The organism is Bradyrhizobium genosp. SA-4 str. CB756 (assembly GCF_000473125.1).
In the GTDB taxonomy this organism is placed as follows: Bacteria; Pseudomonadota; Alphaproteobacteria; order Rhizobiales; family Xanthobacteraceae; genus Bradyrhizobium; species Bradyrhizobium arachidis.
In genome coordinates this window covers 8,104,863-8,126,621 of record NZ_KI421499.1, presented here as the reverse complement: position 1 = coordinate 8,126,621, position 21,759 = coordinate 8,104,863, and the positions used below count along the sequence as shown (strand labels likewise).

Below are 21,759 nucleotides of genomic sequence, written 5' to 3'. Positions count from 1 at the left end.
GCCATTGCTGGCGCAAACAAACCTCGCTAGGCCTGTGATCAAACGACCGACACAGGGGAAGCGAAGGCATGACTGAAGCAGCATTGGGCGCAATGAGCGGACTGCGCGTCATCGATCTCACGCGCGTGCTCGGCGGTCCCTACTGCACCCAGATCCTCGCCGACCACGGCGCCGACGTGATCAAGGTCGAGCCGCCCGCAGGCGACGAGGTGCGCGAATGGGGCCCTCCCTTCCACGAGGAGGATGCGGCCTATTTCGTCGGCATCAACCGCAACAAGCGTTCAATCGGCCTCGACCTCGCCTCCGAGGGCGGCCGAACCGTGCTGCTCAAGATGCTGGAGACGGCCGACGTCCTGATCGAGAATTTCAAGCCGGGCACGCTGGAGAAATGGGGCATCGGCAACGAGGTCTTGCGCGAAAAATTCCCGCGCCTCGTGCATTGCCGGATCTGCGGCTTCGGCGCCGACGGCCCGCGCGGCGGCAATCCCGGCTATGACGCCATCATCCAGGCCATGACCGGCATGATCGCGGCGACGGGATCGCCCGAGAGCGGACCGATGCGGATCGGCGTGCCGCTGGTCGACATCACCACCGGGCTTTATGCCGCGATCGGCATCCTGATGGCGCTCTCCGAGCGGCAGCGCTCCGGCAAGGGCCAGTTCCTGGAAACGACGCTGTACGAGACCGGGCTTGCCATCATGCATCCGCACACCGCGAACTATTTCATGCATGGCAAGCCGCCATCGCTCACCGGCAACGAGCACCCGAACCTCGTGCCTTACGCGATCTTCCCGACCAAGACCGACAACATCTTCATCGGCGTCGGCAATGACGGCACCTTCCGCAAGCTCGCCAAGGAGATCGGCAAGCCCGAGCTCGGCACCGATCCGCGCTTTGCCCGCAACAAGGACCGCATCGCCAACCGCGAGGCGCTGCGCGCCGAGCTGGCCGCGGTGTTCAGCCAGCACGAGGCCGAGCCGCTGTGCAATCGCCTGCTTGCGGCCGGCCTGCCCGCAGGTCCCGTGCAGAAGATCGACCAGGCGTTGACCAACCCGCATACGATCGCGCGCGGCGATGTCATCGAGAAGGACTGGTACAAAGGCGTCGCCTCGCCGATCCGGCTCGATCGCAGCAAGCCAAGCCTGCGCCGCGTGCCGCCGAAATTCAGCCAGCACGCGGCCGAGGTGCTGGGCGAGTTCGGCTATTCCAAGTCCGAGATCGACGCGATGGTCGAGAAGGGCACCGTCTGCGGCCCCGAGCGGAAACGCTAGCGCAAGCTGAGATCAAGCGCATTTGCACGTCGCAATGGCGGTGCGCTCCCTCCCCCGCTTGCGGGGGAGGGTTGGGGAGAGGGTGTCTCCGCAGTGAGACTCCCCCAGAGGATGGAGCCCTCACCCGGATCGCTTCGCGATCTCCCGCAAGCGGGAGAGGCTAAGGGAGCCCGGAGCCGCATCCGTTCTACCCAACTCCATTCCGCGCTGACGGTGCTCTCCTTCCCTCATCATCCAATGCCGCACTGCGGCGCGAGGCGTGCATGCGCACCGGCCGTCCGTGGCGCGTTCGCCTATTTGACGACTTCCCTTTTGGCCGCGCTTGCTGCTTTCGTTTCTCCCGCTTACACAGTCATGTGAACGTCATATGGCGCTGCTAGCGCAAGCGCCTCTTCATTGACGGGCAAGGGAGGTTTTCTTGATGGCTCTTCGACACTTTGGCGCGGCTGCCGCTATTGCAGTCACGGTTGGCATGACGGCTTCGCCGGCCCTGGCCGTGACGGAAATCCAGTGGTGGCACGCGATGACCGGCGCCAACAACGACGTCATCGTCAAGCTCGCCAACGACTTCAACGCCGCGCAGAGCGACTACAAGGTGATCCCGACCTACAAGGGCAACTACGCCGACACGATGAACGCCGGCATCGCCGCGTTCCGCGCCGGCAACGCCCCGCACATCATGCAGGTGTTCGAGGTCGGCACCGCCACCATGATGGCCGCGACCGGCGCCGTGAAGCCGGTCTACAAGCTGATGGCCGAGACCGGCGAGAAGTTCGATCCCAAGGCCTACCTGCCCGCGATCACCGGCTACTACTCGACCTCGAAGGGTGAGATGCTGTCGTTCCCCTTCAACTCGTCGTCGACCGTGATGTGGGTCAACCTCGACGAGCTGAAGAAGGCCAATGTCGAGATCCCCAAGACCTGGCCCGAAGTGTTCGAGGCCGGCAAAAAGCTGAAGGCCGCCGGTCACGACACCTGCGGCTTCTCGGGCTCCTGGGTCACCTGGGTCAATCTCGAGCAGCTCTCGGCCTGGCACAACACGCCGCTCTCCAGCAAGGCCAACGGCCTCGACGGCTTCGACACCGTGCTCGAATTCAACGGCCCGCTCCAGGTCAAGCATCTCGAAAACCTGGTCGAACTGCAGAAGACCAAGGTCTACGACTATGCCGGCCGCACCAACACCGGCGAAGGCCGCTTCACCTCGGGCGAATGCCCGATCTACCTGACCTCGTCGGCGTTCTTCGGCAACGTCAAGGCGCAGGCCAAGTTCGCCTTCACCGCGGTGCCGATGCCCTATTATCCCGACGTCAAGGGCGCACCGCAGAACTCGATCATCGGCGGCGCCTCGCTCTGGGTCATGGGCGGCAAGTCGGCCGACGAATACAAGGGCGTCGCGAAGTTCCTGACCTTCCTCTCGGACACCGATCGTCAGGTCTACATCCACAAGGCCTCGGGCTATCTGCCGATCACCAAGGCGGCCTATGAGAAGGCCAAGGCGGAGGGCTTCTACAAGGATCAGCCCTATCTCGAGACCCCGCTGCTCGAGCTGACCAACAAGGAGCCGACCGAGAATTCGCGCGGCCTGCGCCTCGGCAACATGGTTCAGCTGCGTGACGTCTGGTCGGAAGAGATCGAGCAGGCGCTGGCCGGCAAGAAGACCGCCAAGCAGGCGCTCGATGCCGCCGTCGAACGCGGCAACACGATGCTGCGGCAATTCGAAAAGACCGCCGTAAAGTAAGGCGATCAGCGGCAGGCCGGTCGCCCGGCCTGCCGCTCCCCGGGGCATCATGCAAAAGCAAGCCATTTTCCAGTCAAAGCTATTGCCCTACGCGCTGGTTGCCCCGCAACTCGCGATCGTCCTGATTTTCTTCTACTGGCCGGCCCTGCAGGCGGTGATCCAGTCATTCCTGCTCCAGGACGCCTTCGGCCTGTCGTCGAGCTTCGTCTGGTTCGACAACTACATCGAGCTGTTCAAGGACCCCGCTTATTTCGCGGCGATCGTCCGGACCTTCTTCTTCTCGTTCGCCATCGCAATCTCGTCGCTGTCCTTCGCGCTGCTGCTCGCCGTGATGGCAGACAAGCCGCTGCGCGGCTCGATGCTCTACCGCACGCTGCTGATCTGGCCCTATGCGGTGGCGCCGCCGGTCGTCGGCGTGCTCTGGATCTTCATGCTGCATCCCTCGCTCGGCGTGCTCTCGCGCTACCTGCGCGGCCTCGGCATCGACTGGAATCCGCTGCTCGACGGCAACCAGGCCGCGGCGCTGGTCATCCTCGCCGCCGCCTGGAAGCAGATCTCCTATAATTTCCTGTTCTTCCTCGCCGGCCTCCAGAGCATCCCCAAAAGCGTGATCGAGGCCGCCGCGATCGACGGCGCGCGTCCGATGCGGCGGTTCTGGACCGTGATCTTCCCGTTGCTGTCGCCGACGATCTTCTTCCTGCTGGTGATCAACATCGTCTACGCCTTCTTCGACACGTTCGGCATCATCGACACCATGACCCGCGGCGGTCCCGGCACGTCGACCGTCACGCTGGTCTACAAGGTCTATTCCGACGGCCTGCTCGGCGGCAATCTCGGCAGCTCCGCGGCGCAATCGGTGATCCTGATGATCATGGTCATCGTGCTCACGGGAATCCAGTTCCGCTTCGTCGAACGCAAGGTGACCTACTGATGGTCGAGGAAGAGGGCTTTCGGCGCTACGTCGCGCACATCATCCTCTGGATCGGGATCGCGATCGTCGCGTTCCCGGTCTACATCGCCATCGTCGCCTCGACCCAGGACAACGCGCTGATCGCCAACGGCCAGATGTCGCTGCTGCCGGGCGGACACTTCTTCGAGGTCTACTACCAGACCATCTTCGTCGGCACGAGCGGCTCGACCCGCGAGCCGGTCGGCAACATGATGCTCAATTCGCTGGTGATGGCGCTGGCGATCGCAATCGGCAAGATCGCGATCTCGATCATCTCGGCCTATGCGATCGTGTATTTCCGCTTTCCGTTCCGGATGGCGATATTCTGGATCATCTTCATCACGTTGATGCTGCCGGTCGAGGTACGCATCTATCCGACCTACAAGATCGTCGCCGACCTGCACATGCTCGACAGTTATGCGGGCCTGGCGCTGCCGCTGATCGCATCGGCCACCGCGACGCTGCTGTTCCGCCAGTTCTTCATGACCGTGCCGGACGAGCTGCTGGAAGCCTCGCGCATCGACGGCGCCGGACCCTTGCGCTTCTTCTGGGACACGTTGCTGCCGCTGTCGCGCACCAACATGGCGGCGCTGTTCGTGATCCTGTTCATCCTCGGCTGGAATCAATATCTCTGGCCGCTCTTGATCACCACGCGCGACGACATGCAGACCATCCAGGTCGGCATCCGCAAGATGATCACCACCACCGACGCGCTGACCGAATGGCCCATCGTGATGGCGACCGCCGTGCTGGCGATGCTGCCGCCGGTGTTCGTCGTCGTCGCCATGCAGAGATTGTTCGTGCGCGGCCTGGTCGAGACGGAAAAGTGAGAGGGCGAATGGCGAATTGCGAATGGCGAACGGTTCGCCGGCGGTCGAGCGGCGCTGGCATGCCCGCTTGTTCAACTACTCACTATTCCCTACTCGCCATTCGCGCGAGCGGAGCTCGCAATGGCTAACGTCACCCTGCGCAACGTCCGCAAGACCTATCAAGGCGGCTTCGAAGCAATCAAAGGCGTCAACGTCGACGTCGGCGACGGCCAGTTCTGCGTGCTGGTCGGCCCCTCCGGCTGCGGCAAGTCCACGCTGCTGCGCATGGTCGCAGGGCTCGAGACCGTCACCGGCGGCGAGATCGACATCGGCGGCCGCGTCGTCAACCAGGTCGAGCCCGCCGATCGCGACATCGCGATGGTGTTCCAGAACTACGCGCTCTATCCGCATATGAGCGTCTTCAACAACATGGCCTACGGCCTACGCAACCGCGGCATGGCCGAGGCCGAGATCAAGACCCGCGTCGAGCAAGCCGCGCGCGTGCTCGAGCTCTCCGCCATGCTGGAGCGCAAGCCGCGCCAGCTCTCCGGCGGCCAGCGCCAGCGCGTCGCCATGGGCCGCGCCATCGTGCGCCAGCCGAAGGTATTCCTGTTCGACGAGCCGCTCTCGAACCTCGACGCCAAGCTGCGCATCGCGATGCGCGTCGAGATCCGCAAACTGCAGCGCCGGCTCAACACGACGTCGATCTACGTCACCCACGACCAGCTGGAAGCCATGACGCTCGCCGACGTTCTCGTCGTGATGAATGGCGGCCAGGTCGAGCAGGTCGGCAATCCCCTCGCGATCTACGAGAAGCCGGCGACGACCTTCGTCGCCTCCTTCATCGGCGCACCGCCGATGAATCTGATGTCGACGCGTCCCGAGGAGATCGAGTCGCAGCTCGGCGGCAGCGCAGACGGAGTCGGCATTCTGGGCATCCGCCCGGAGGATTTCCTCATCACCGACGAGACACCAGCCGGCGGCGTGGCGCTGCCGTTAACGGTCGAGGCCATCGAGCGCGTCGGTGCCGAGACCTTCGTCTACGGCTCGCGCGAGCAGGACGACCAGCGCGTCGCCGCCACCCCTGGTGAGCTGCCCCCCGGCGAGGTCATCGTCCGCATCCCCGGAACCGAGGCGCCCGCCATCGGCGCGAGGATCCGCGTCGCGGCGGTCCGGGCGAAGCTGCATTTGTTCAGCGGCGACGGGCGGACGCGGATCGAGGCCTGACGGGTTCCGAGGGCCGCCTGATCAAGACCGCGAAAACAACCCCATGCACAGTAGAGGGGGTCCCTGTTTTCATTGAGATAAATCGCCTGCCAATTCGTCATGCCTGCGCCCCCGCGGCTATGACGAATTGTAAGCATTTTATGCGATGGCAGGGCCGCGGGCGGCAGAACGCCCCATCCACAGCCCCCCGCTACGTCCTTGAACCGACACGGGGATATGACCATATTGCTGACCAAGGGGTGCCTTGATCGGGCCCCGAAGCACCAAAGTCGCTTCGAGAGGACTTTGTAAACTATGTCTCGTGTTCCCACGCTTTCCAGTCCGTTCCTTCTGGGCTTCGACGAGATCGAGCGCGTGCTCGACCGCGTCGTCAAAGGCGCCGACGGCTACCCTCCCTACAATATCGAGAGGTGCGGCAGCGCGGACGGCCAGCCCGAGCGGTTGCGCATCACGCTGGCGGTCGCCGGATTCACCCGCGACCAACTCGATGTAACCATTGAGGAAAACCAGCTCGTGATCCGCGGGCGGCAGCAGGACGACAAGGCCCGGCAATACATCCATCGCGGCATCGCCGCGCGCCACTTCCAGCGCACCTTTGTGCTGGCGGAGGGGATGCTGGTGCTGGGTGCGGATCTGAAGAACGGGTTGTTGTCGATCGACCTGGCCCGGCCTGAACCGGAGAGGATCGTTAAGACAATCGCTATCAATGAGCACGAATAATGGAACGAGTAGCGGACTCGACCGCTTAGTTCGTTAGAGGAGTCGAGACCATGAGTGAAGGTCACGTTGCGTTCGAATACGAAGCCAAGAATGTCTCCCCGGAGACGCTGGCAACCCTTGGCGAAGGCCATATCGCCTATGTGAAGCAGATCCGCTCCGAGGATGTTCCGGGCCTGTTTCCCGAGGCGCCGAAGATTGCGCCGGGCCTCAAGCTGTTCGCCCTCCACGCCGCCGACGGCACGCCGATCATGCTGACCGACAGCCGCGAAGCCGCGATCGCTAACGCCTGGAGCAACGAGCTGCAAGCCGTCAGCGTGCACTGAGCGCGCGCGTCGCACGAAAAGAGTTTTGCGGGCATGCCTTCAGACGAAGGCATGCCCGTTTTCATTTGTGAGGTGCTGCTGCTAGACGGTGGTCATGGACCAGCACATGCCCATCCCGATTGCGATATCCGAGTTGTCATCCGGCGAAGCGCTGGCCGAGACGATGCTGTCTCTCAACAACAACCATGCAGAGGAATTGTCGTGGCTTGAGCGCGAGCGGCTGCAAGACCTCGTCGCGCAAGCGTTCTACGCCTGCAGGATCGGCGACCTCGATGCTTTCCTGATCGCACTCGATCAAGACGGGCAATACGACAGTCCGAACTTCCTGTGGTTTCGATCCCGCTACGCGCGCTTTGTCTACGTCGACCGGATCGTGGTCGCAGCATCCGCGCGCGGCATGGGATGCGCGCGCCGGCTTTACGCCGACCTGTTCGATCGCGCGGCCGAGGCCGGACACGATCGCATCGTCTGCGAGGTCAACCAGCATCCTCCGAACCCGGCGTCAGACGCTTTCCATGCCGCCCTCGGATTTACCGAGGTCGGAAGCGCGAGCATTCACGACGGAAGCAAGACGGTCCGCTATCTCTCGCGCCGGCTGTAGACAGACGAAACGGCCGCCGCTCTTACCACGCGTAGCGCACCACGCCCTTGCCGGCAAAGCTGCGCGTAACGTTCGAGAATTCTCCTTCGAACGTTGCAGCAGCGGCCCAGCCGTTCAGCCATGTCTTTTCGACGGACGCCGTCACGAGCACGGAGTCGGCGGCTTGCGCCGCGCCGTTGACGACGAAGCTCGAACCGGGCAGCGCCTGGAAGGTCGCGCCGATCGCGCGGTCGGGATTGAAATCATGGGCCCAGGCGAGGCGGCCGCGCAGCGTGGTGATGCCGTCGGCCATGGCGAAGGATTGGTCGGTGCGCAGGCCGAGCTCGCTCCGGGTGTCGGTGACGCTCCTGGCGCCGTAAGTCAGAGCAAACGCGTTGTTGCCGGTGATCGCCTGCTCCGTATAGGCCGGCAGATCGAACGTGGTGAACTGCGCGGCCGCATAGGGCGTGAAGCCGATGCCGCCGATCGCGGGCGTAACGAAGCGATAGCCACCTTCCAGCCGGCCGGAATACGCATTCGCGTTGAAACGCGCCTGGAGATGATCGAGGCCTGCAATGGTGACATTGCGATCGGTGGTGATGTCCTGCCAGCCATAGGCAAGTGCGCCCGCGACATAGGCGGCGCCTGCATTGTGGCGCACGAAGGCGCCGGCCTGGAACAGGTCGGAGCGGCCGGTGCCGCCATTCGCCACCGAGAAGCTTGTGCCACCGCCGGCGAGCGCGAAGCCAGCCACGGTGTTCGGCGAGAACCAGTAATCGGCGCCCGCGGTCGCACCCGCAATGCGGCTGGTAGCGGCGTTGGCGCCGAGCGTTGCGTTGGCATCGGTGGTTTGCGAGCCGCCGAAGCCAGCAGCCCACACATTCCAGCGCTGCTCGAAGGCCTGCACCGGAGCTTTACGATAGATCGCGGCGTAGGCGTCACGCTCGGCGCCGGTGCGCTTGCGGCCGGCGGCATAAGCGAGCGCGTCGCTGTCCTCAGCCGCATAACCCGCAGCGCCACTGGGCGAACGCGGATCGCCGCGACCGGCGACGAACGGATCGGTCAGCACGCCCATGAACATGTTCATGGCGTTGAACGTGGTCTGCTGCGTGCCGGTCGCCGTCTCGCCCGAGACCTGCGTCAGCGCATTGAGCAGAGGGGTGCCCGACAGCGCGAACAGGGCATTGAAGCTAGCCGACATCGCAGCGCCGCCGAGCAGCGCACCGTCGATTCCGGCCGCGACGCTCCTCTGATTGATGTTGGCATTGCCCGGCAGCGAGGGCGAGAGCGTGCCGGCATCAAGCGTCAGCAGCACGTCGCTGCCGACATAGCTCAGCCGCGCGTTACGGGCAAAGCTGTTGGCGGTGAGGAATTCGGCGCCGGTGAAGCTGCCGCTCACCGAGCCCGCGCTCATGATCGTGTAGGTCGTCGTCGCCGACACCCGCGTCAGCGGATCCACCACCACCTTGCCATTGATGCTGGCGACGCCCGTGACGATGGTCTTGTCGGAGGTCGCGCCGGAGACTTGCACCAGATAGGTCGAGGCCGCCGTCATGGTCAGGCTCGCCGTGGTCAGCGTGCCGATCGAATTGCCCGGCGCCAGCGTGCCGCCATTGATGGCGACGGCACCGAGAATGCCGTTGCCACCGAGCGTGCCGCCTGCATTCACCGCGAGGCTGCTGACTGAGGAGAGATCGCCGTTCACCGCCAGCGTGCCGCCGTTCACCGTCACCGGTCCGGCATAGGTCGCGGCGCCCGTGAGCGTCCAGCTCGACGACCCCGTCTTGTCGAGCAGCGCCCAACCGGTCGAGATCTGGCTGACGTCGAAACTGTTGCTCCCGCTGCCCGCGAAACGGAAGGTGTCCGTGCCATGGCCGATCGCGAGGCCGACGAGCTTTGCGTTCGGCCCGTCCATCACGAGAAGGTTGTTGCTGCCGGAACCGAAGCGCACCGCGGTGCCGGTGAGGCCCGTGATGCTGCCGGCATTGATGACCGTCGAGACGCCGGCCGTGAGCGTGCTGACACCAACCACGTTACCGATGATCGTGCCGCTGTTCGCGATCGTGACATTGCCCGTCGAGGAAAATGCTCCAATGCCGACACCGCCGCCACTGTTCCATGTGCGCAAGGTCGCGCCCGATCCGATCGTGACGTTGATGTCGCCGCTGCTCGACCCCACACTGATGGCGTTCGAGCCGGGAAAGTTCGAGCGAACCGTGCCGCTGGTGACGGTCACCGTATTGGTTCCGGCTTGCGTGATGGCCAATACGCCTTCGCCAGCGCTCGACGTCACGTCCCTGGAGGTGGTCACGGTCGACGTACCCGCACCGACGACCGACGTCACGATGGCAATCCCGCCGGAGGAGATGACGCCGTCACGTGCGATCACGATGTTGCCGTTGCCGCCGGATGCGGTCGCGTGAATGCCCTGGCCGCCCGCCGTGATGTTGCCGCTTCCGGTCACCGTCACGTCGCCGCCACCGGTTGCTCCTGCACTGATGCCGAGGCCCGACGTCACGTTGCCGCTGCCGGTGACGGTCACACCGCCGGTGCCGCTGGTCGCAGCGTCAATGCCGATGCCCCCGGCGCCGGTGGTCACGCTGCCGTCGCTCGTGACAAGCACGGAGCCGCTGCCCGTATTCGAGGCACTGAGGGCCGTGCCAGCGGCCGTGTTGATGACGCTGCCGCCACCCGAATAGCTGACGGCCCCGCCGTTGCCGACAAGGCCGATTGCGGAGACGGCCGCCTGGTTCGTCGTCACGACGCCGTTGTTGGTCATCGTGATGGTCCGGCCGGAGCCGGTCGGAGCAAGCTGAAGACCGAACCCGTTGACGGTGGTGTTGGCGGTGACGGTGCCGATCGTATCGGCATTGAACGATTGCACCCGGTCGTTGGTCGCGGCGTTCGGGCTGGTGCTGTTGGTCGTATTCGCGGTCGTGATCGTGCTGCCGGGCGCGTCGCACAGCACGATGACCGGGCTGGAGCCGCTGGTCGAGCAGGATTGCGCCAGCGCGCTCCCCGGATAGCCGGCGATCGCTGCAACGAACACGCCTGCAAAGGCCGTGCTCGCGAGCAACGAGCCACGCCGCTTCGGCGCATCAAGATCAATCGGCGATGAAAGGACGCGCGGCGCGCCATGCGCCGGAATCTGTTTCGACATGCCCCCACCAACTTTTTTGCCGCCGTATCGGCTGAATATTGGAGGCCTTGCCGGCAGATCACTGGAGATTGCAGGGGGCGCATGACGCCCGCAAGGTGTGCCGCCAGCTCCGCCACCAATTCACTTTTTCTGTGTCCGACCGGACACAGTGTTACCGGCGCGCGTTCGTCCGGGGGCGGCGCATTCCAGGTGGCGGCCAGCCTTTGCCCTAAAGCGCGATGAGATTGGGATGAATCTTCATCGCGCTTTAGGTTGTTGTTTGCGCATGATCTTTTCGGAAAACCGCTGCGCACTTTTCCGGATCATGCTTTAGCCTTTAGGAGATATCGCGGCGAACGCGCATATCGTTGAATACATGGTCAAACTCGAACCGGCGGCGGCGTGGACGGATTTTCTGGTCGCGGCACGGAGCAGGAAGCGTGAGGCCACCGGTCACCCGACCGTCATTCCGGGCACGCGACCCCATGCTGCCGGAGCGATCGAAGCCGGCGCACGCCGCTCTCGCGTCATTTTAAAAAACCAAGCCCTTCGCGCGCCGTTTCCACGGCCCATTTGTCGGTCGGCGGCAGCGCGAGCACGCTGTTGAAATCCGGGGCTGCTGCTAGACGGTGGTGCCGGCTTTACGCCGAGCTGTTCGCTCGCGTAACCGAGGCCGGACACGATCGCATCGTCTGCGAAGTGAATCGGCAGCCGGCGAACCGGCGTCGGATGCGTTTCACGCCGCTCTGGGATTTGCCGAGGTCGGCAGCGCCAACATCCACAATGGCAGCAAGACGGTGCGCTATCTCTCGCGCACCCTCTGACCACACTCAAAGAAAGCGGTTGGGCGGCCTTGGGCCGCAGTTGTGGCCGACAGTACCGAACAGGATCGCCTACGCCTCGCGCGAGGCGCACGGGCAAGCCCAATCAGGTCAATCGCGCACGGATGTCCGGTTTCAGGACCTTTCCGACCTTTGAGCGCGGAAGATCGTCCCAGACCTCGATCTGCTTCGGCGTCTTGACGCTGCCGATCTGTTCCTTGACAAAGGCGGCGAGCACCGCGGGGTCAATCCGCTGGCCGGCGCGGGGCTGCACCACGGCCACGATCCGCTCGCCCCACTTCGGATCGGGCAGCCCGATCACGGCGCAATCCTGCACCGCCTCATGCGCCCGCAGCGCGTTCTCGACCTCGATCGAGTAGACGTTGAACCCGCCGGTGATGATCATGTCCTTGGCGCGATCGACGATATAGAGGTAGCCGTCGTCGTCGATGTAGCCGATGTCGCCGGTGTGGTGCCAGCCATGCGCGGAGGCCTCCGCCGTGGCCTCGGGATTCTTGTAGTAGCCCTGCATCACCAGCGAGCCGCGGACCACGATCTCGCCGCGCGCGCCTGATGGCAGCAGGTTGCCGTCGCCATCCATGATGCCGGCCTGCACCAGCGGGCTGATCCGCCCGGCCGAAGCGAGGCGCTCCATCGCGATGGTGCCGTCGGCATTGTAATGCTCATCTGGCGCCATCATCGAGATCATCATCGGCGCTTCGGTCTGACCGAACAACTGCGCCATAGGCCCGATACGCCGGAGCGCCTCCGCAAGCCGCGCGGCCGAGATCGGCGCCGCGCCATACCAGAAGCATTGCAGCGAGCCGAGGTTGGCGGAGCCGAGCTTGGGATGATCGAGCAGCATGTAGATCACCGTCGGCGGCAGGAAGGTGTGCGTGACGCCGTAGCGCTCGATCAGATCGAGGAATTCGGCAATGTCGGGGTGATGCATGATCACGATGCGGCCGCCGAGCGCCATGATCGGGAAACACAGCACGCCGGCCGCGTGGGTCAAGGGCGCGAGCGCGAGATAGACCGGACGGCCCTTGAAGGGATAGCCCATCAGCGTCAGGGCCGTCATGGCCTCGATGTTGCGGCCCGACAGCATGACCCCCTTCGGCTTGCCGGTGGTGCCGCCCGTGCCGGGAATCATCGCGAGATCGTCGACCGTCTCGCGTTGATAGGGGTCGTCGGAAAGGCCGGCGAGCCAGCCGTCGAACGATGGCGCGAAGGGCAACTCAGCATCGAGGCAGACGAGGGCGCGCAGCTTCGGCAGCTCTGCACGCACCGCTTCGACCATCGGCGCGAAGCTTGAATGAAACAGCAGCAGGCTGCAGTCGAATTGGTCGAGGATGATCCGGTTTTCGGCCGCCTCGTTGCGCGGATTGATCGGGCACCAGACCGAGCCAGCGCGGGAAAGGCCGAACACGCACGCAAAGGCGACAGGATCGTTGCCGGAGAGGATTGCGACCTTCTCGCCGGCGGCAATCCCCGAACGCGCGAGCCCGCGCGCGATGCGATAGCTGAGCTGCTGCACCTCGCCATAGCTGAGGTCGCGCCCATCCATGGTGAGGCACGGCGCATCCGGGCCGAGCGAGGCACCTTTGTCCAGGTAATCGATGAAGCGCATGGTCGCCCCCGAAGTGGCAGCGGGTGACGCGACAAGCCGCGCCCCCCGCGATCTAGTTAATCGTGTACGGTCAGAACAGGCTTGCTGACCAGACCAAAACTGCGCAATTGCCCGAGCAGCTCGTGATGGCCGAACGCCTGGCAGCCGGAGGCGAAGCCCACGCGCTTGGGCGGCTGCTGCAGCAGGTGCGCCGCGGCATAGGCCTGCAGCAGGCCGGTCTGCTTGTAATTGCTGTTGCCGTTGATGACGCAGTGCGCGCGCCCCAGCGGGCCGGAGGCATGCACCGAATCCAGCGACTTGTTGACACGCGGGTTCTCGCGCGGCGGCATGGTGTTCATGACGCCGGCGGCGGTCTGCGCCAACGCGGCGTAGCGGTCGTCGGGGTTCATGTCCTTGGTCGCGTCCAGCGCAGCGGCGACGATCTGCGGCACGCCCAGCATCAGTGCGCGGTTGAACACGCCGCCCAACACCTTGACGTTGGCTACGCGCGGATCGCGCTTGAACCACACCGGGTGCGAGGTGCCGCCCCAGGGCAGCGCCAATGCCAACTCATGCTGGCCGGGGATGGCGAGGTTGTAGAGGCCGGCGTCGGGCTGATGTTCGACATATTTGTTCTGCTCCAGATAGTAGGCCTTGGCCATCGCGGCATTGACCAGGATGGTCTGCGTCGAGGCGATGGTCGGGCTGCCGCCCCAGAACACGGCGATATCGAGCGTATCGAGGCCGGGCGTCTCCAGGCACAGCTGCGCGGCGATCTCGCCGGTGGTGTACATCTGTGCGATGCCGGGCGCGAGCAGCAGGCCGGCATTGGCGAACTTGGCGCCCCACTCCTGCTCGAGCGTGATCAGCCAGTCCTGCTCGCCAGTCGTGTCGGTGTAGTGGCATCGGGAAGCCCAGCACGCCTGCACCACCTCGCCGCCGAACCTCGCGAAGGGGCCCACGGTGTTGAGCACCACCGAGGCGCCGTTGAACAACTCCGACAGTGCGCCCACGGTGTGGGGCACTTCCACCACTTCGTAGTCGGCGGTCTCGATGCCGGCGACGTTCGCCTTCATCGCGGCGTTGAGTTTCCCGGCGCTGCGGCCGGCAGCGATGAAGGGAATGTTATACTCGCGTAAGTATTCGCAGACCAGACGGCCGGTGTAGCCGGACGCGCCATAGACGATGACGGGCTTCTTCGCGCTCATTGCGTTCCTCCGAAATGTTCGTTGTCAGGTTTTTTGCCTCACATGCCCATGCCGCCATCGACCGGCAGTCCGATGCCGGTGATGAAGCGCGCCTCGTTCGAGCACAGGAACACCGCGGCGTCGGCGATGTCGCCGACCTCGGCGAGCTTGCCGAGAGGCGTCTGCTCCACCACCGAGCCGACCGCGGCGTTGACGTCGGGCGCAAGACCGATCTTCACGATGTCGTTGGCCAGCTGCATACCCATGTCGGTCGGGATCAGGCCGGGATAGATGCAGTTGACGCGCACGCCATAACCGAGCTTGCCGGCCTCCATCGCGGCGACCCTGGTCATGCGATCGACCGCGGATTTGGTACCGGAATAGACAGCGATGCTCGGGAAGGCGATCGTCGCCGCGACGGAGGCGATGTTGACGACCGCGCCGCCCTTCCCCGCCGCTCCGCCCGGCCGCATCGCGCGGAAGGCGTGCTTCATGCCGAGCACGGTGCCGACGATGTTGACGTCGCACATCCGCCGCGCATCCTCGGCTCTGATCTCGCTGACCAGCGAGGTGATCTCGATGCCGGCATTGTTGATGAGGATGTCGTAGCCGCCGAGGGTGGCGACAGTCTTGGCCACCGCCCGCTCCCATTGTGCGTCGTCGGTGACGTCGAGCTGGACGAAGCCCGTCGCGACATCTTCCTTCGCGATTCCCGCTGCGCTGGCGCGGCCGGCCTCCTCCAGAATGTCGGCGATCATGATCGAGGCGCCGGCGCGCGCCAGCGCCTGCGCGATGGCCGCGCCGATTCCCCGAGCACCGCCGGTGACCAGGGCTTTCCTGCCTGCAAGGCTCTTCCCGCTCATGACGCACTCCTCCGTTGCTGGTGATTGATTCGTGCTGCGTCCATCGACGCGCACCAAGTCGATGGGCGCAGGCCTTTCGGCGGCACCCAGCGAAGCGTTCCTCCATGGCCGGACGTCTTGACGACTGTCCAAATTATTGGCGGGAGCCTCCGCCAGAATCTTGACACTTGTCAAGATCGAATTTGACAGTTGTCTAAGGAAGTGGTTGTGAGGAGGCGGAGCTATTCCGCGGTCGACGCGGTTTAAGCCCTTGAAAAAACGGGACTGAGGAAAGGACGACATGGCGCGGCAGGTGACAGGGGCGGCCCGGCGTGTGGCCGATGCGGCCGAGGTGCTGCGCGACGAGAAGTTCAACGCGCGGCGCATCGAGCTTGCCGAGGCTGCGCTCGAAACCCTCGGAGAGCTCGGCTTCGCCCGCACCAGCCTGCGGGAGATCGCGCAGAACTCGGCGTTCACGCACGGCGTGTTCCACTATTATTTCAGCGACAAGCTCGACCTGATCTGCTGCTGCGTGCGCCACTACAAGGCGAAGTGCGTGACGCGATATGACGAGGTCGTCGCAACGGCAACGAGCCGCGAGGAATTGACGGAGGGCTTCCTCGCCAAGCTCGCAGCAACGCTGCAGAACGAAGCCCGCATGCACCGGCTTTGGTACGATTTGCGCTCGCAGGCGATGTTCGAGGCGGCGTTCCGCAAGGACGTGCTCGAGATCGACAAGAGCCTGGAGGCGATGATCTGGCGCATCGCCTCGCGCTATGCCGAACTCGGCGGCAAGCGGCCGGCGTCGTCACCTGCTGCGCTCTATGCGCTGTTCGACGGCCTGTTCCAGAGCGCGCTGCTCAGGCACCTCGCGGGCGACGAGACGGCGGTTGCTGAACTGCTCGACGAAGTCCGGCGCCTGCTGCCGACGGTGTGCTGACGCGCAAGAGTGACGCCTTCGCCGTCACTTCAAAAAGCCAAGCCCTTCGCGCGCGGTGTCCACGGCCCATTTGTCGGTCGGCGGCAGCGCGAGCACGCTGTTGAAATCCGCGCGCGCATGTTTGGCGTCGGACAGTTTCATATAGAGGATGCCCCGATTGGCCAGGGCGATTTGGTTGTTGGGATCGAGCCGGATTGCCTCGTTGTAGTCGGCGAGCGCACGTTCGTTCTCACCCATGTCGCGAAACGCGGCGGCGCGATTGTTGTAGGCGGCCGAATTTCCCGGCTGCAGCCGAATCGCTTCGTCGAAATCGGCAATGGCACGCTTATCGTCGCCCTTTCTGTGCCAGGCGAGGGCGCGTGCGAGATATGCCTTCTCGAAAGACGGCATGATCCTGGTGACGTCATCGAGCTCGTGGATGGCATTGTCGATGTCGTTCCTTTTCAGGAGAACGATGGCCCGGCAATAGTGGCCGCCGGCATTCCCCGGCTCCAGACGGACGGCGGTGTTGCAGTCGTCGAGAGCCGCGTCGATCTCGCCCTTGTCGAAATGGACGACGCTTCGCAGCTCGTAGGGCCATGCGGCGGCGGGATTGCGCCGCATCGCCTCGTTGTAGTCGGCGACGGCACGATCGGTGTCGCCCTTCCCTGCGTACGCTTCGCCCCTCTTGATGAAAGCAAAATAGGCTTGCTTGGGATTGCGCTCGATGGCCTCGGTGAAACCAGTGATCGCGAGATCGAAATCGCGCTTGTTGAGATATTCGAGGGCGCGGGAGGTGTAGGACGGTCCATAGCCGGGATCGAGGCGAATGGCCTCGTTGTAATCGGCCATGGCATGATCGCGATCGCCTTTCGCCGAATAGGCGCGGCCGCGGCAGTTATAGGCGCGCCCGAAATTCGGATCGATTCGGATCGCAGCGCCGCAATCCTCGAAGGCACGAGTCCAGTCGCGCTTGAGGTAGTAAGCTTCGCCGCGCAGCTCATAGGCAACCGCATTGGTCGGATCGCCCGCGATGATCTCGGTCTTCTCGGCGATGACGCGGTCGTTGGACGCCTCGTCTGCACGGGCCATTGCCGTGGCGCCGATGGTGACAGAACAGAGCAGACCAAAGACCCTGCCGATCGAACGGCACATCATGTCGCAAGATCCTCGCGCCAAACCCGTGCCGAGCGCAGGTGGACATGGTGGCGAAATTTCGCAGCGCCCGGCTGCGAAATAAGTCGCGGACGACGCGGCTCGGGTTCGAATGGAGGAGAGTGCTTACGCCGCCGTTGCCGGCGGCAGGGCCAGCACCGAATAGATCGCCTGGGCATCGCGCGAGGCGCGGAGCTTCTTGGCGATGTCCTGGTCGCGGAGCAGGCGGGCGATGCGGGCGAGAGCCTTGAGGTGATCGGCGCCGGCACCTTCGGGGGCGAGCAGCAGGAAGACGAGATCGACCGGCTGGCCATCCATCGCCTCGAAATCGATCGGGCGATCGAGCCGCGCGAACAGGCCAAAAATCTTTTCCAGCTTGGGCAGCTTGCCGTGGGGAATGGCGACGCCATAGCCGACCGCGGTGGTGCCGAGCTTCTCGCGCTGGAGCAGCACCTCGAACACGGAGCGTTCGTTCTGTCCGGTCAACTCGGCAGCCTTGGCCGCAAGTTCCTGAAGCGCCTGCTTTTTGCTGTTGACCTTCAATGCCGGGAGAATCGCCTCGGGTGCGACCAGATCGGTAATCGGCATGGAAGCTTTCCGAGGTGAATTAAACCGTCAGGTTCCGATTTGGCCAGCGTGGGGATAACCGCGCCGGGCCGGCGTCAAGAAGGTGAAGCAGGAGGGAGACTTAGCCAGTCCCTAGACCCTGATGTGGGGCGCTTCTACTCCAACGCAATCCCGGTGCCAACTCCCGCGTAGGGCTTTGCCCCGGTCATTGTTAAGGGCTGCGGATGGTACGGGGTCCCGGGCCTGCCCCCCTTCTGGCCCCAGTTCCTGGCCCTAGCCACTGGCCTTGCCGTCGGCCTTTCCGCCCGGCGGGTCGATCCAGCCGACATTGCCGTCGGCCCGGCGATAGATGATGTTCACCCGGCCGCTGGAACCATGCTGGAACACCAGGCAGGGCGCCCCGGTCAGGTCCAGTTCCATGACGGCTTCGCTGACCGAGAGCTGCTTCAGGGAGGTGGTGGCCTCGGCGATGATCACGGGGTTGTAGCCGGTGACCTCGTCGTCGTCCTCACCCTCCCCTGGGGCCTCCAGCACGTAAGCGGTGGCGTCGAGGGCAGCCAGCGCCGCAGAGGCGACATGAGCCTTGCGGGCGGAGCGGTCCTTGAGGCGGCTCTTGTAACGCTTGAGCCGCTTCTCGATCATGATCAGCGCCTGGTCGGCACTGGCATAGGCGTCCGGCGCGTTCGAATCGGCCTCCAGCGTAATTCCCGAATCGAGATGCAGCGCACAGTCGGTGCGGAAGCCGAAGCCATCCTTGGACAGCGTGATGTGGCCGGAATAATTGCCATCGAAATACTTGCGCAGGACCTCTTCAGTCCGGTCGGTCACGCGGCCACGCAGGGCCTCGCCGACGCTGACGCTCTTTCCCGAAATCCGAAGAGTCATTGTGATGCCTCGCTTGGTTTGCACCCGGCTACGCTGACGCGTCATCGTAGCTGGGGTTGTTCCCTGCGCATGATCTTTTCGGAAAACCGCCGTACACTTTCCGGATCATGCGCGTGCTTGGATCGGTCGCAATGGGGGGAAGAGAGTAGCGCGATTTCGCGCCAGCGCAATCAGGCCGGTTCGGTGTTGCGGGAGCGGTCGGACAGTGCGTTGGAGAGGACGTTACCAAGGGCGCTCTGCTTGTCGCGGCGACGTTGCACCGAGGACGGGATGCGCATGGCTTCGCGGTACTTCGCGACCGTGCGGCGGGCAATATCAATGCCCGAGGCGCGCAAGCGTTCCACGATGGTATCATCCGACAGGATCGCCGAGGGTTCTTCCGAATCGATCAGCTGCTTGATGTGGTGACGCACCGCTTCAGCGGAGTGCGCTTCGCCGCCGTCGGCCGAAGCGATCGACGCCGTGAAGAAATATTTCAATTCGAATGTGCCGCGATTTGTCGCCATGTATTTGTTGGCGGTGACGCGCGACACCGTGGATTCATGCATCTGGATGGCGTCGGCGACGGCCTTCAGATTCAGCGGCCGCAGATGCGCGACGCCATGGGTGAAGAAGCCGTCCTGCTGGCGCACGATCTCGGTCGCAACCTTGAGGATGGTGCGGGCGCGCTGGTCGAGCGCGCGCACCAGCCAGGTCGCATTCTGCAGCGCGTCGGTGAAATAGGACTTGTCGCCGTCCTTACCGATCTTCTTCGATAGCTCGGAATAGTAGGTCTGGTTGACAAGCACGCGCGGCAAGGTGTCGCTGTTGAGCTCGACATGCCAGCCGCCATCGGGACCCGGACGGACATAGACGTCGGGCACCATGGTCTGCAAACGGGCCGAGCCGAATTTCATGCCGGGCTTGGGATTGAGCCGGCGGATCTCGCCGATCATGTCGGCGATGTCCTCGTCGTCGACGCCGCAGAGCTTGCGCAAGCTCGCGATGTCGCGCTTGGCCAGCAGATCGAGATGCTCGACCAGGGCCTGCATCGCGGGATCGTAGCGGTCGAGCTCGCGGAGCTGGATCGCGAGGCATTCGCTCAGATTGCGCGCGCAGACGCCCGGCGGATCGAATTTTTGCAGCACGGCAAGGACGTCCTCGACGTCTTTTTGCGATGCGCCAAGACGCTCGGCAGCCTGGCCGAGATCGGGTGGCAGATAGCCGGCCTCGTCGACGAGGTCGATCAGGTACTGGCCGATCATCCGCTGCGCCGGCGCGGTGAAGGCAACCGAGAGCTGCTCGGCGAGATGGTCCGACAGCGTCATCTCGGCGGCGACGAAGGCTTCGAGATTGTAGTCCTCGTCGCCGGAGGCGCCGCCGCCCCACTCGGTGTAGACGCTCGGCGCGGCGTCCTGCGCGTTGCGCGCGGCGGCCTCGGCCGGCTCCTCGGAGAAGACGTTGTCGAGGCCCGTGTCCAGGGTCTGCTCGATCTCGGCGCGGGTGCCGAGATCCTTGCTCATCCATTCTTCCTGGCCGGGCTCGAAAGCGTCGCCGCTGCCGCCAAAGCCGTCACTGTCGCCCTGGCTGCCTGAATCTTCGCCATCGTGGTCGCTGAACTGGCCGGCCTCGGCCGGGGTCTCGCCGCCGGGGGCCTCGTCATTGGCCCGCTCCAGCAGGGGGTTACGCTCGAGTTCCTCCTCCACGAAGGTCGTGAGATCGAGATTGGACAATTGCAGCAGCTTGATCGCCTGCATCAGCTGCGGCGTCATGACCAGCGACTGCGATTGCCGGAACTCTAATCTCTGCGTAAGCGCCATGAAGCAAGAACCGATCCAAAAAGTTGGTCCGATTTTTGCTTATCCTAGTCCGAGCCCGATGTACACGTCTTGACGAATGGGAAAAACGGGCTAGAGGCGGAATTCCTCGCCGAGGTAAAGCCGGCGAACGTCGGGGTCGGCGACGATCTCGTCCGGGCTTCCCTCCGTCAGGATTTCACCGGCATAGACGATATAGGCGCGGTCGGTGAGGCCAAGCGTTTCGCGGACATTGTGGTCGGTGATCAGCACGCCGATGCCGCGATTGGTGAGATGGCGCACGAGGTCCTGAATGTCGCCGACCGCGATCGGATCGATGCCGGCGAAGGGCTCGTCGAGCAGCATGTAGTTCGGGCGCGTCGCCAGCGCGCGCGCGATCTCGACTCGGCGGCGCTCACCGCCTGACAGCGCGATCGACGGCGATTTGCGCAGCCGCGTGATGTTGAACTCGTCGAGCAGCGAATCGAGCTGCTGCTCGCGCTTCTTGCGCGAGGGCTCGACCACTTCGAGCACGGCGCGAATGTTCTGCTCGACGGTGAGGCCGCGGAAGATCGAGGCTTCCTGCGGCAGATAGCCGATGCCGAGCCGCGCGCGCTGATACATCGGGAGTTGCGTGACGTCGTGGCCGTCGAGCTCGATCGCGCCGCGATCGGCCTTGATCAGGCCGGTGATCATGTAGAACACGGTGGTCTTGCCGGCGCCGTTCGGGCCGAGCAGGCCGACCGCTTCGCCGCGGCGCACATAGATGCTGACGCCGCGCACCACCTGGCGGCTGCCGAACGCCTTTTCCACGCTATGCACAGCCAGGAAGCCCGGACGGCGCAGCAGCTGCGGTCCGCCGGTGCCGTTCGGCTTGGCGGCGCTCCTGACGGGGTGAACCGCACGCGGCGGCTCAGGCTGGTAGTCGGCCTGATAGTCGCCTTGATAATGGTCGGGCGCGTGCATCGGCTGGTCACGGGCGATTGGCGGGGCGTCCCGCACCGGGCTGGTCACGAGGCCCCCGACGCTGTCCCCGAGCGCGGTGATGTCGCGCGCAAATCCTGGCCGGCCGCGTTTGGCGGGGCGCCGACGGAACATGCTGAATAGATCGACCATCCCCGCCTTCCAGCCTTTCGCGGTTCTTGCGCGGTGTTTGCGCAGCGTTCGCGCGATCTGCCGCGCCGGCCTTTCGATTCGCCGGAGCAGCATGAATGAAGGGATGTCTCATGCCCAGTGAAACACG

18 protein-coding genes are annotated in these 21,759 nt (G+C 64.4%); 9 read left to right on the top strand and 9 right to left on the bottom strand.

Translation table 11 applies throughout. The features are described from left to right. The first annotated feature begins 68 nt into the window (after positions 1-68). The 8 genes from BRAGE_RS0139335 (at position 69) to BRAGE_RS0139300 (ending at position 7,638) form a co-directional block, all read left to right on the top strand. Positions 69-1,271: a CaiB/BaiF CoA transferase family protein gene (locus tag BRAGE_RS0139335; RefSeq protein ID WP_027561585.1), complete on the top strand. Its 1,203-nt coding sequence runs from the start codon at positions 69-71 to the stop codon at positions 1,269-1,271. Positions 1,272-1,692: 421 nt separating this feature from the next. Then, positions 1,693-3,009, top strand: coding sequence for a sn-glycerol-3-phosphate ABC transporter substrate-binding protein UgpB (gene ugpB / locus BRAGE_RS0139330; RefSeq protein ID WP_027561586.1), 1,317 nt, complete (start codon positions 1,693-1,695; stop codon positions 3,007-3,009). 49 nt (positions 3,010-3,058) lie between these two features. Continuing rightward, entirely contained in the window at positions 3,059-3,940 is an 882-nt protein-coding gene (ugpA, locus tag BRAGE_RS0139325) for a sn-glycerol-3-phosphate ABC transporter permease UgpA (RefSeq protein WP_027561587.1), read from the top strand. Then, on the top strand, positions 3,940-4,788 hold the full coding sequence (gene ugpE / locus BRAGE_RS0139320; RefSeq protein ID WP_027561588.1) for a sn-glycerol-3-phosphate ABC transporter permease UgpE: 849 nt from the start codon (positions 3,940-3,942) through the stop codon (positions 4,786-4,788). The genes ugpA and ugpE overlap by 1 nt, the downstream gene beginning before the upstream one ends. Positions 4,789-4,908: 120 nt before the next feature. Further along, complete coding sequence (locus BRAGE_RS0139315; protein WP_027561589.1) at positions 4,909-5,994, top strand: sn-glycerol-3-phosphate import ATP-binding protein UgpC; 1,086 nt, start codon at positions 4,909-4,911, stop codon at positions 5,992-5,994. Between the two features lie 294 nt (positions 5,995-6,288). Further along, entirely contained in the window at positions 6,289-6,714 is a 426-nt protein-coding gene (locus BRAGE_RS0139310; RefSeq protein WP_027561590.1) for an Hsp20 family protein, read from the top strand. 50 nt (positions 6,715-6,764) lie between these two features. Then, positions 6,765-7,037, top strand: a complete 273-nt coding sequence (locus BRAGE_RS0139305) for a DUF1150 family protein (RefSeq protein ID WP_007598581.1) — start codon at positions 6,765-6,767, stop codon at positions 7,035-7,037. Positions 7,038-7,143: 106 nt separating this feature from the next. After that, a complete protein-coding gene (locus BRAGE_RS0139300) occupies positions 7,144-7,638 on the top strand; it encodes a GNAT family N-acetyltransferase (RefSeq protein ID WP_027561591.1) in 495 nt (164 codons plus the stop codon). A 22-nt stretch (positions 7,639-7,660) separates the two neighbouring features. On the opposite strand, the gene BRAGE_RS0139295 is transcribed toward BRAGE_RS0139300, so the two are convergent. From BRAGE_RS0139295 to BRAGE_RS0139280, 4 genes are all read right to left on the bottom strand, one after another. Beyond that, positions 7,661-10,777 carry an autotransporter outer membrane beta-barrel domain-containing protein gene (locus tag BRAGE_RS0139295; protein ID WP_051378283.1) on the bottom strand — a complete coding sequence of 1,039 codons (3,117 nt, stop codon included), beginning with the start codon at positions 10,775-10,777 and terminating at the stop codon, positions 7,661-7,663. Positions 10,778-11,683: 906 nt separating this feature from the next. Next, a complete protein-coding gene (locus BRAGE_RS0139290; protein WP_027561593.1) occupies positions 11,684-13,207 on the bottom strand; it encodes an AMP-binding protein in 1,524 nt (507 codons plus the stop codon). Positions 13,208-13,263: 56 nt separating this feature from the next. Beyond that, positions 13,264-14,394 carry a DUF5938 domain-containing protein gene (locus BRAGE_RS0139285; RefSeq protein ID WP_027561594.1) on the bottom strand — a complete coding sequence of 377 codons (1,131 nt, stop codon included), beginning with the start codon at positions 14,392-14,394 and terminating at the stop codon, positions 13,264-13,266. A gap of 38 nt (positions 14,395-14,432) precedes the next feature. Continuing rightward, positions 14,433-15,236 (bottom strand): SDR family NAD(P)-dependent oxidoreductase, encoded by an 804-nt coding sequence (locus BRAGE_RS0139280; RefSeq protein ID WP_027561595.1) that lies wholly within the window; start codon positions 15,234-15,236, stop codon positions 14,433-14,435. A gap of 280 nt (positions 15,237-15,516) precedes the next feature. On the opposite strand from BRAGE_RS0139280, the gene BRAGE_RS0139275 reads away from it, so the two are divergent. Further along, entirely contained in the window at positions 15,517-16,155 is a 639-nt protein-coding gene (locus BRAGE_RS0139275; protein ID WP_035730566.1) for a TetR/AcrR family transcriptional regulator, read from the top strand. 24 nt (positions 16,156-16,179) lie between these two features. Here the strand turns inward: BRAGE_RS0139275 and BRAGE_RS0139270 are convergent, their stop codons facing one another. The 5 genes from BRAGE_RS0139270 to lptB all read right to left on the bottom strand — a co-directional run bounded on the left by BRAGE_RS0139270 (position 16,180) and on the right by lptB (position 21,632). After that, a complete protein-coding gene (locus BRAGE_RS0139270) occupies positions 16,180-17,292 on the bottom strand; it encodes a tetratricopeptide repeat protein (RefSeq protein WP_027561597.1) in 1,113 nt (370 codons plus the stop codon). Between the two features lie 123 nt (positions 17,293-17,415). Continuing rightward, a complete protein-coding gene (gene ptsN, locus BRAGE_RS0139265; RefSeq protein WP_008141251.1) occupies positions 17,416-17,877 on the bottom strand; it encodes a PTS IIA-like nitrogen regulatory protein PtsN in 462 nt (153 codons plus the stop codon). A 252-nt stretch (positions 17,878-18,129) separates the two neighbouring features. After that, positions 18,130-18,741, bottom strand: coding sequence for a ribosome hibernation-promoting factor, HPF/YfiA family (gene hpf / locus BRAGE_RS0139260; protein ID WP_027561598.1), 612 nt, complete (start codon positions 18,739-18,741; stop codon positions 18,130-18,132). Between the two features lie 170 nt (positions 18,742-18,911). Then, positions 18,912-20,540 (bottom strand): RNA polymerase factor sigma-54, encoded by a 1,629-nt coding sequence (gene rpoN, locus BRAGE_RS0139255; RefSeq protein WP_027561599.1) that lies wholly within the window; start codon positions 20,538-20,540, stop codon positions 18,912-18,914. A gap of 90 nt (positions 20,541-20,630) precedes the next feature. Then, positions 20,631-21,632: an LPS export ABC transporter ATP-binding protein gene (gene lptB, locus BRAGE_RS0139250; RefSeq protein WP_027561600.1), complete on the bottom strand. Its 1,002-nt coding sequence runs from the start codon at positions 21,630-21,632 to the stop codon at positions 20,631-20,633. Positions 21,633-21,759 lie beyond the last annotated feature (127 nt).

Bases quoted from the DNA above. Each gene is read 5' to 3' on its own strand.
- BRAGE_RS0139280 (WP_027561595.1), bottom strand. From the start codon at position 15,236: ATGAGCGGGAAGAGCCTTGCAGGCAGGAAAGCCCTGGTCACCGGCGGT.
- BRAGE_RS0139295 (WP_051378283.1), bottom strand. From the start codon at position 10,777: ATGTCGAAACAGATTCCGGCGCATGGCGCGCCGCGCGTCCTTTCATCG.
- ugpB (WP_027561586.1), top strand. From the start codon at position 1,693: ATGGCTCTTCGACACTTTGGCGCGGCTGCCGCTATTGCAGTCACGGTT.
- BRAGE_RS0139315 (WP_027561589.1), top strand. From the start codon at position 4,909: ATGGCTAACGTCACCCTGCGCAACGTCCGCAAGACCTATCAAGGCGGC.
- ptsN (WP_008141251.1), bottom strand. From the start codon at position 17,877: ATGCCGATTACCGATCTGGTCGCACCCGAGGCGATTCTCCCGGCATTG.
- BRAGE_RS0139300 (WP_027561591.1), top strand. From the start codon at position 7,144: ATGCCCATCCCGATTGCGATATCCGAGTTGTCATCCGGCGAAGCGCTG.
- ugpE (WP_027561588.1), top strand. From the start codon at position 3,940: ATGGTCGAGGAAGAGGGCTTTCGGCGCTACGTCGCGCACATCATCCTC.
- ugpA (WP_027561587.1), top strand. From the start codon at position 3,059: ATGCAAAAGCAAGCCATTTTCCAGTCAAAGCTATTGCCCTACGCGCTG.
- hpf (WP_027561598.1), bottom strand. From the start codon at position 18,741: ATGACTCTTCGGATTTCGGGAAAGAGCGTCAGCGTCGGCGAGGCCCTG.
- rpoN (WP_027561599.1), bottom strand. From the start codon at position 20,540: ATGGCGCTTACGCAGAGATTAGAGTTCCGGCAATCGCAGTCGCTGGTC.
- BRAGE_RS0139335 (WP_027561585.1), top strand. From the start codon at position 69: ATGACTGAAGCAGCATTGGGCGCAATGAGCGGACTGCGCGTCATCGAT.
- BRAGE_RS0139310 (WP_027561590.1), top strand. From the start codon at position 6,289: ATGTCTCGTGTTCCCACGCTTTCCAGTCCGTTCCTTCTGGGCTTCGAC.
- BRAGE_RS0139275 (WP_035730566.1), top strand. From the start codon at position 15,517: ATGGCGCGGCAGGTGACAGGGGCGGCCCGGCGTGTGGCCGATGCGGCC.
- lptB (WP_027561600.1), bottom strand. From the start codon at position 21,632: ATGGTCGATCTATTCAGCATGTTCCGTCGGCGCCCCGCCAAACGCGGC.
- BRAGE_RS0139305 (WP_007598581.1), top strand. From the start codon at position 6,765: ATGAGTGAAGGTCACGTTGCGTTCGAATACGAAGCCAAGAATGTCTCC.
- BRAGE_RS0139290 (WP_027561593.1), bottom strand. From the start codon at position 13,207: ATGCGCTTCATCGATTACCTGGACAAAGGTGCCTCGCTCGGCCCGGAT.
- BRAGE_RS0139270 (WP_027561597.1), bottom strand. From the start codon at position 17,292: ATGATGTGCCGTTCGATCGGCAGGGTCTTTGGTCTGCTCTGTTCTGTC.
- BRAGE_RS0139285 (WP_027561594.1), bottom strand. From the start codon at position 14,394: ATGAGCGCGAAGAAGCCCGTCATCGTCTATGGCGCGTCCGGCTACACC.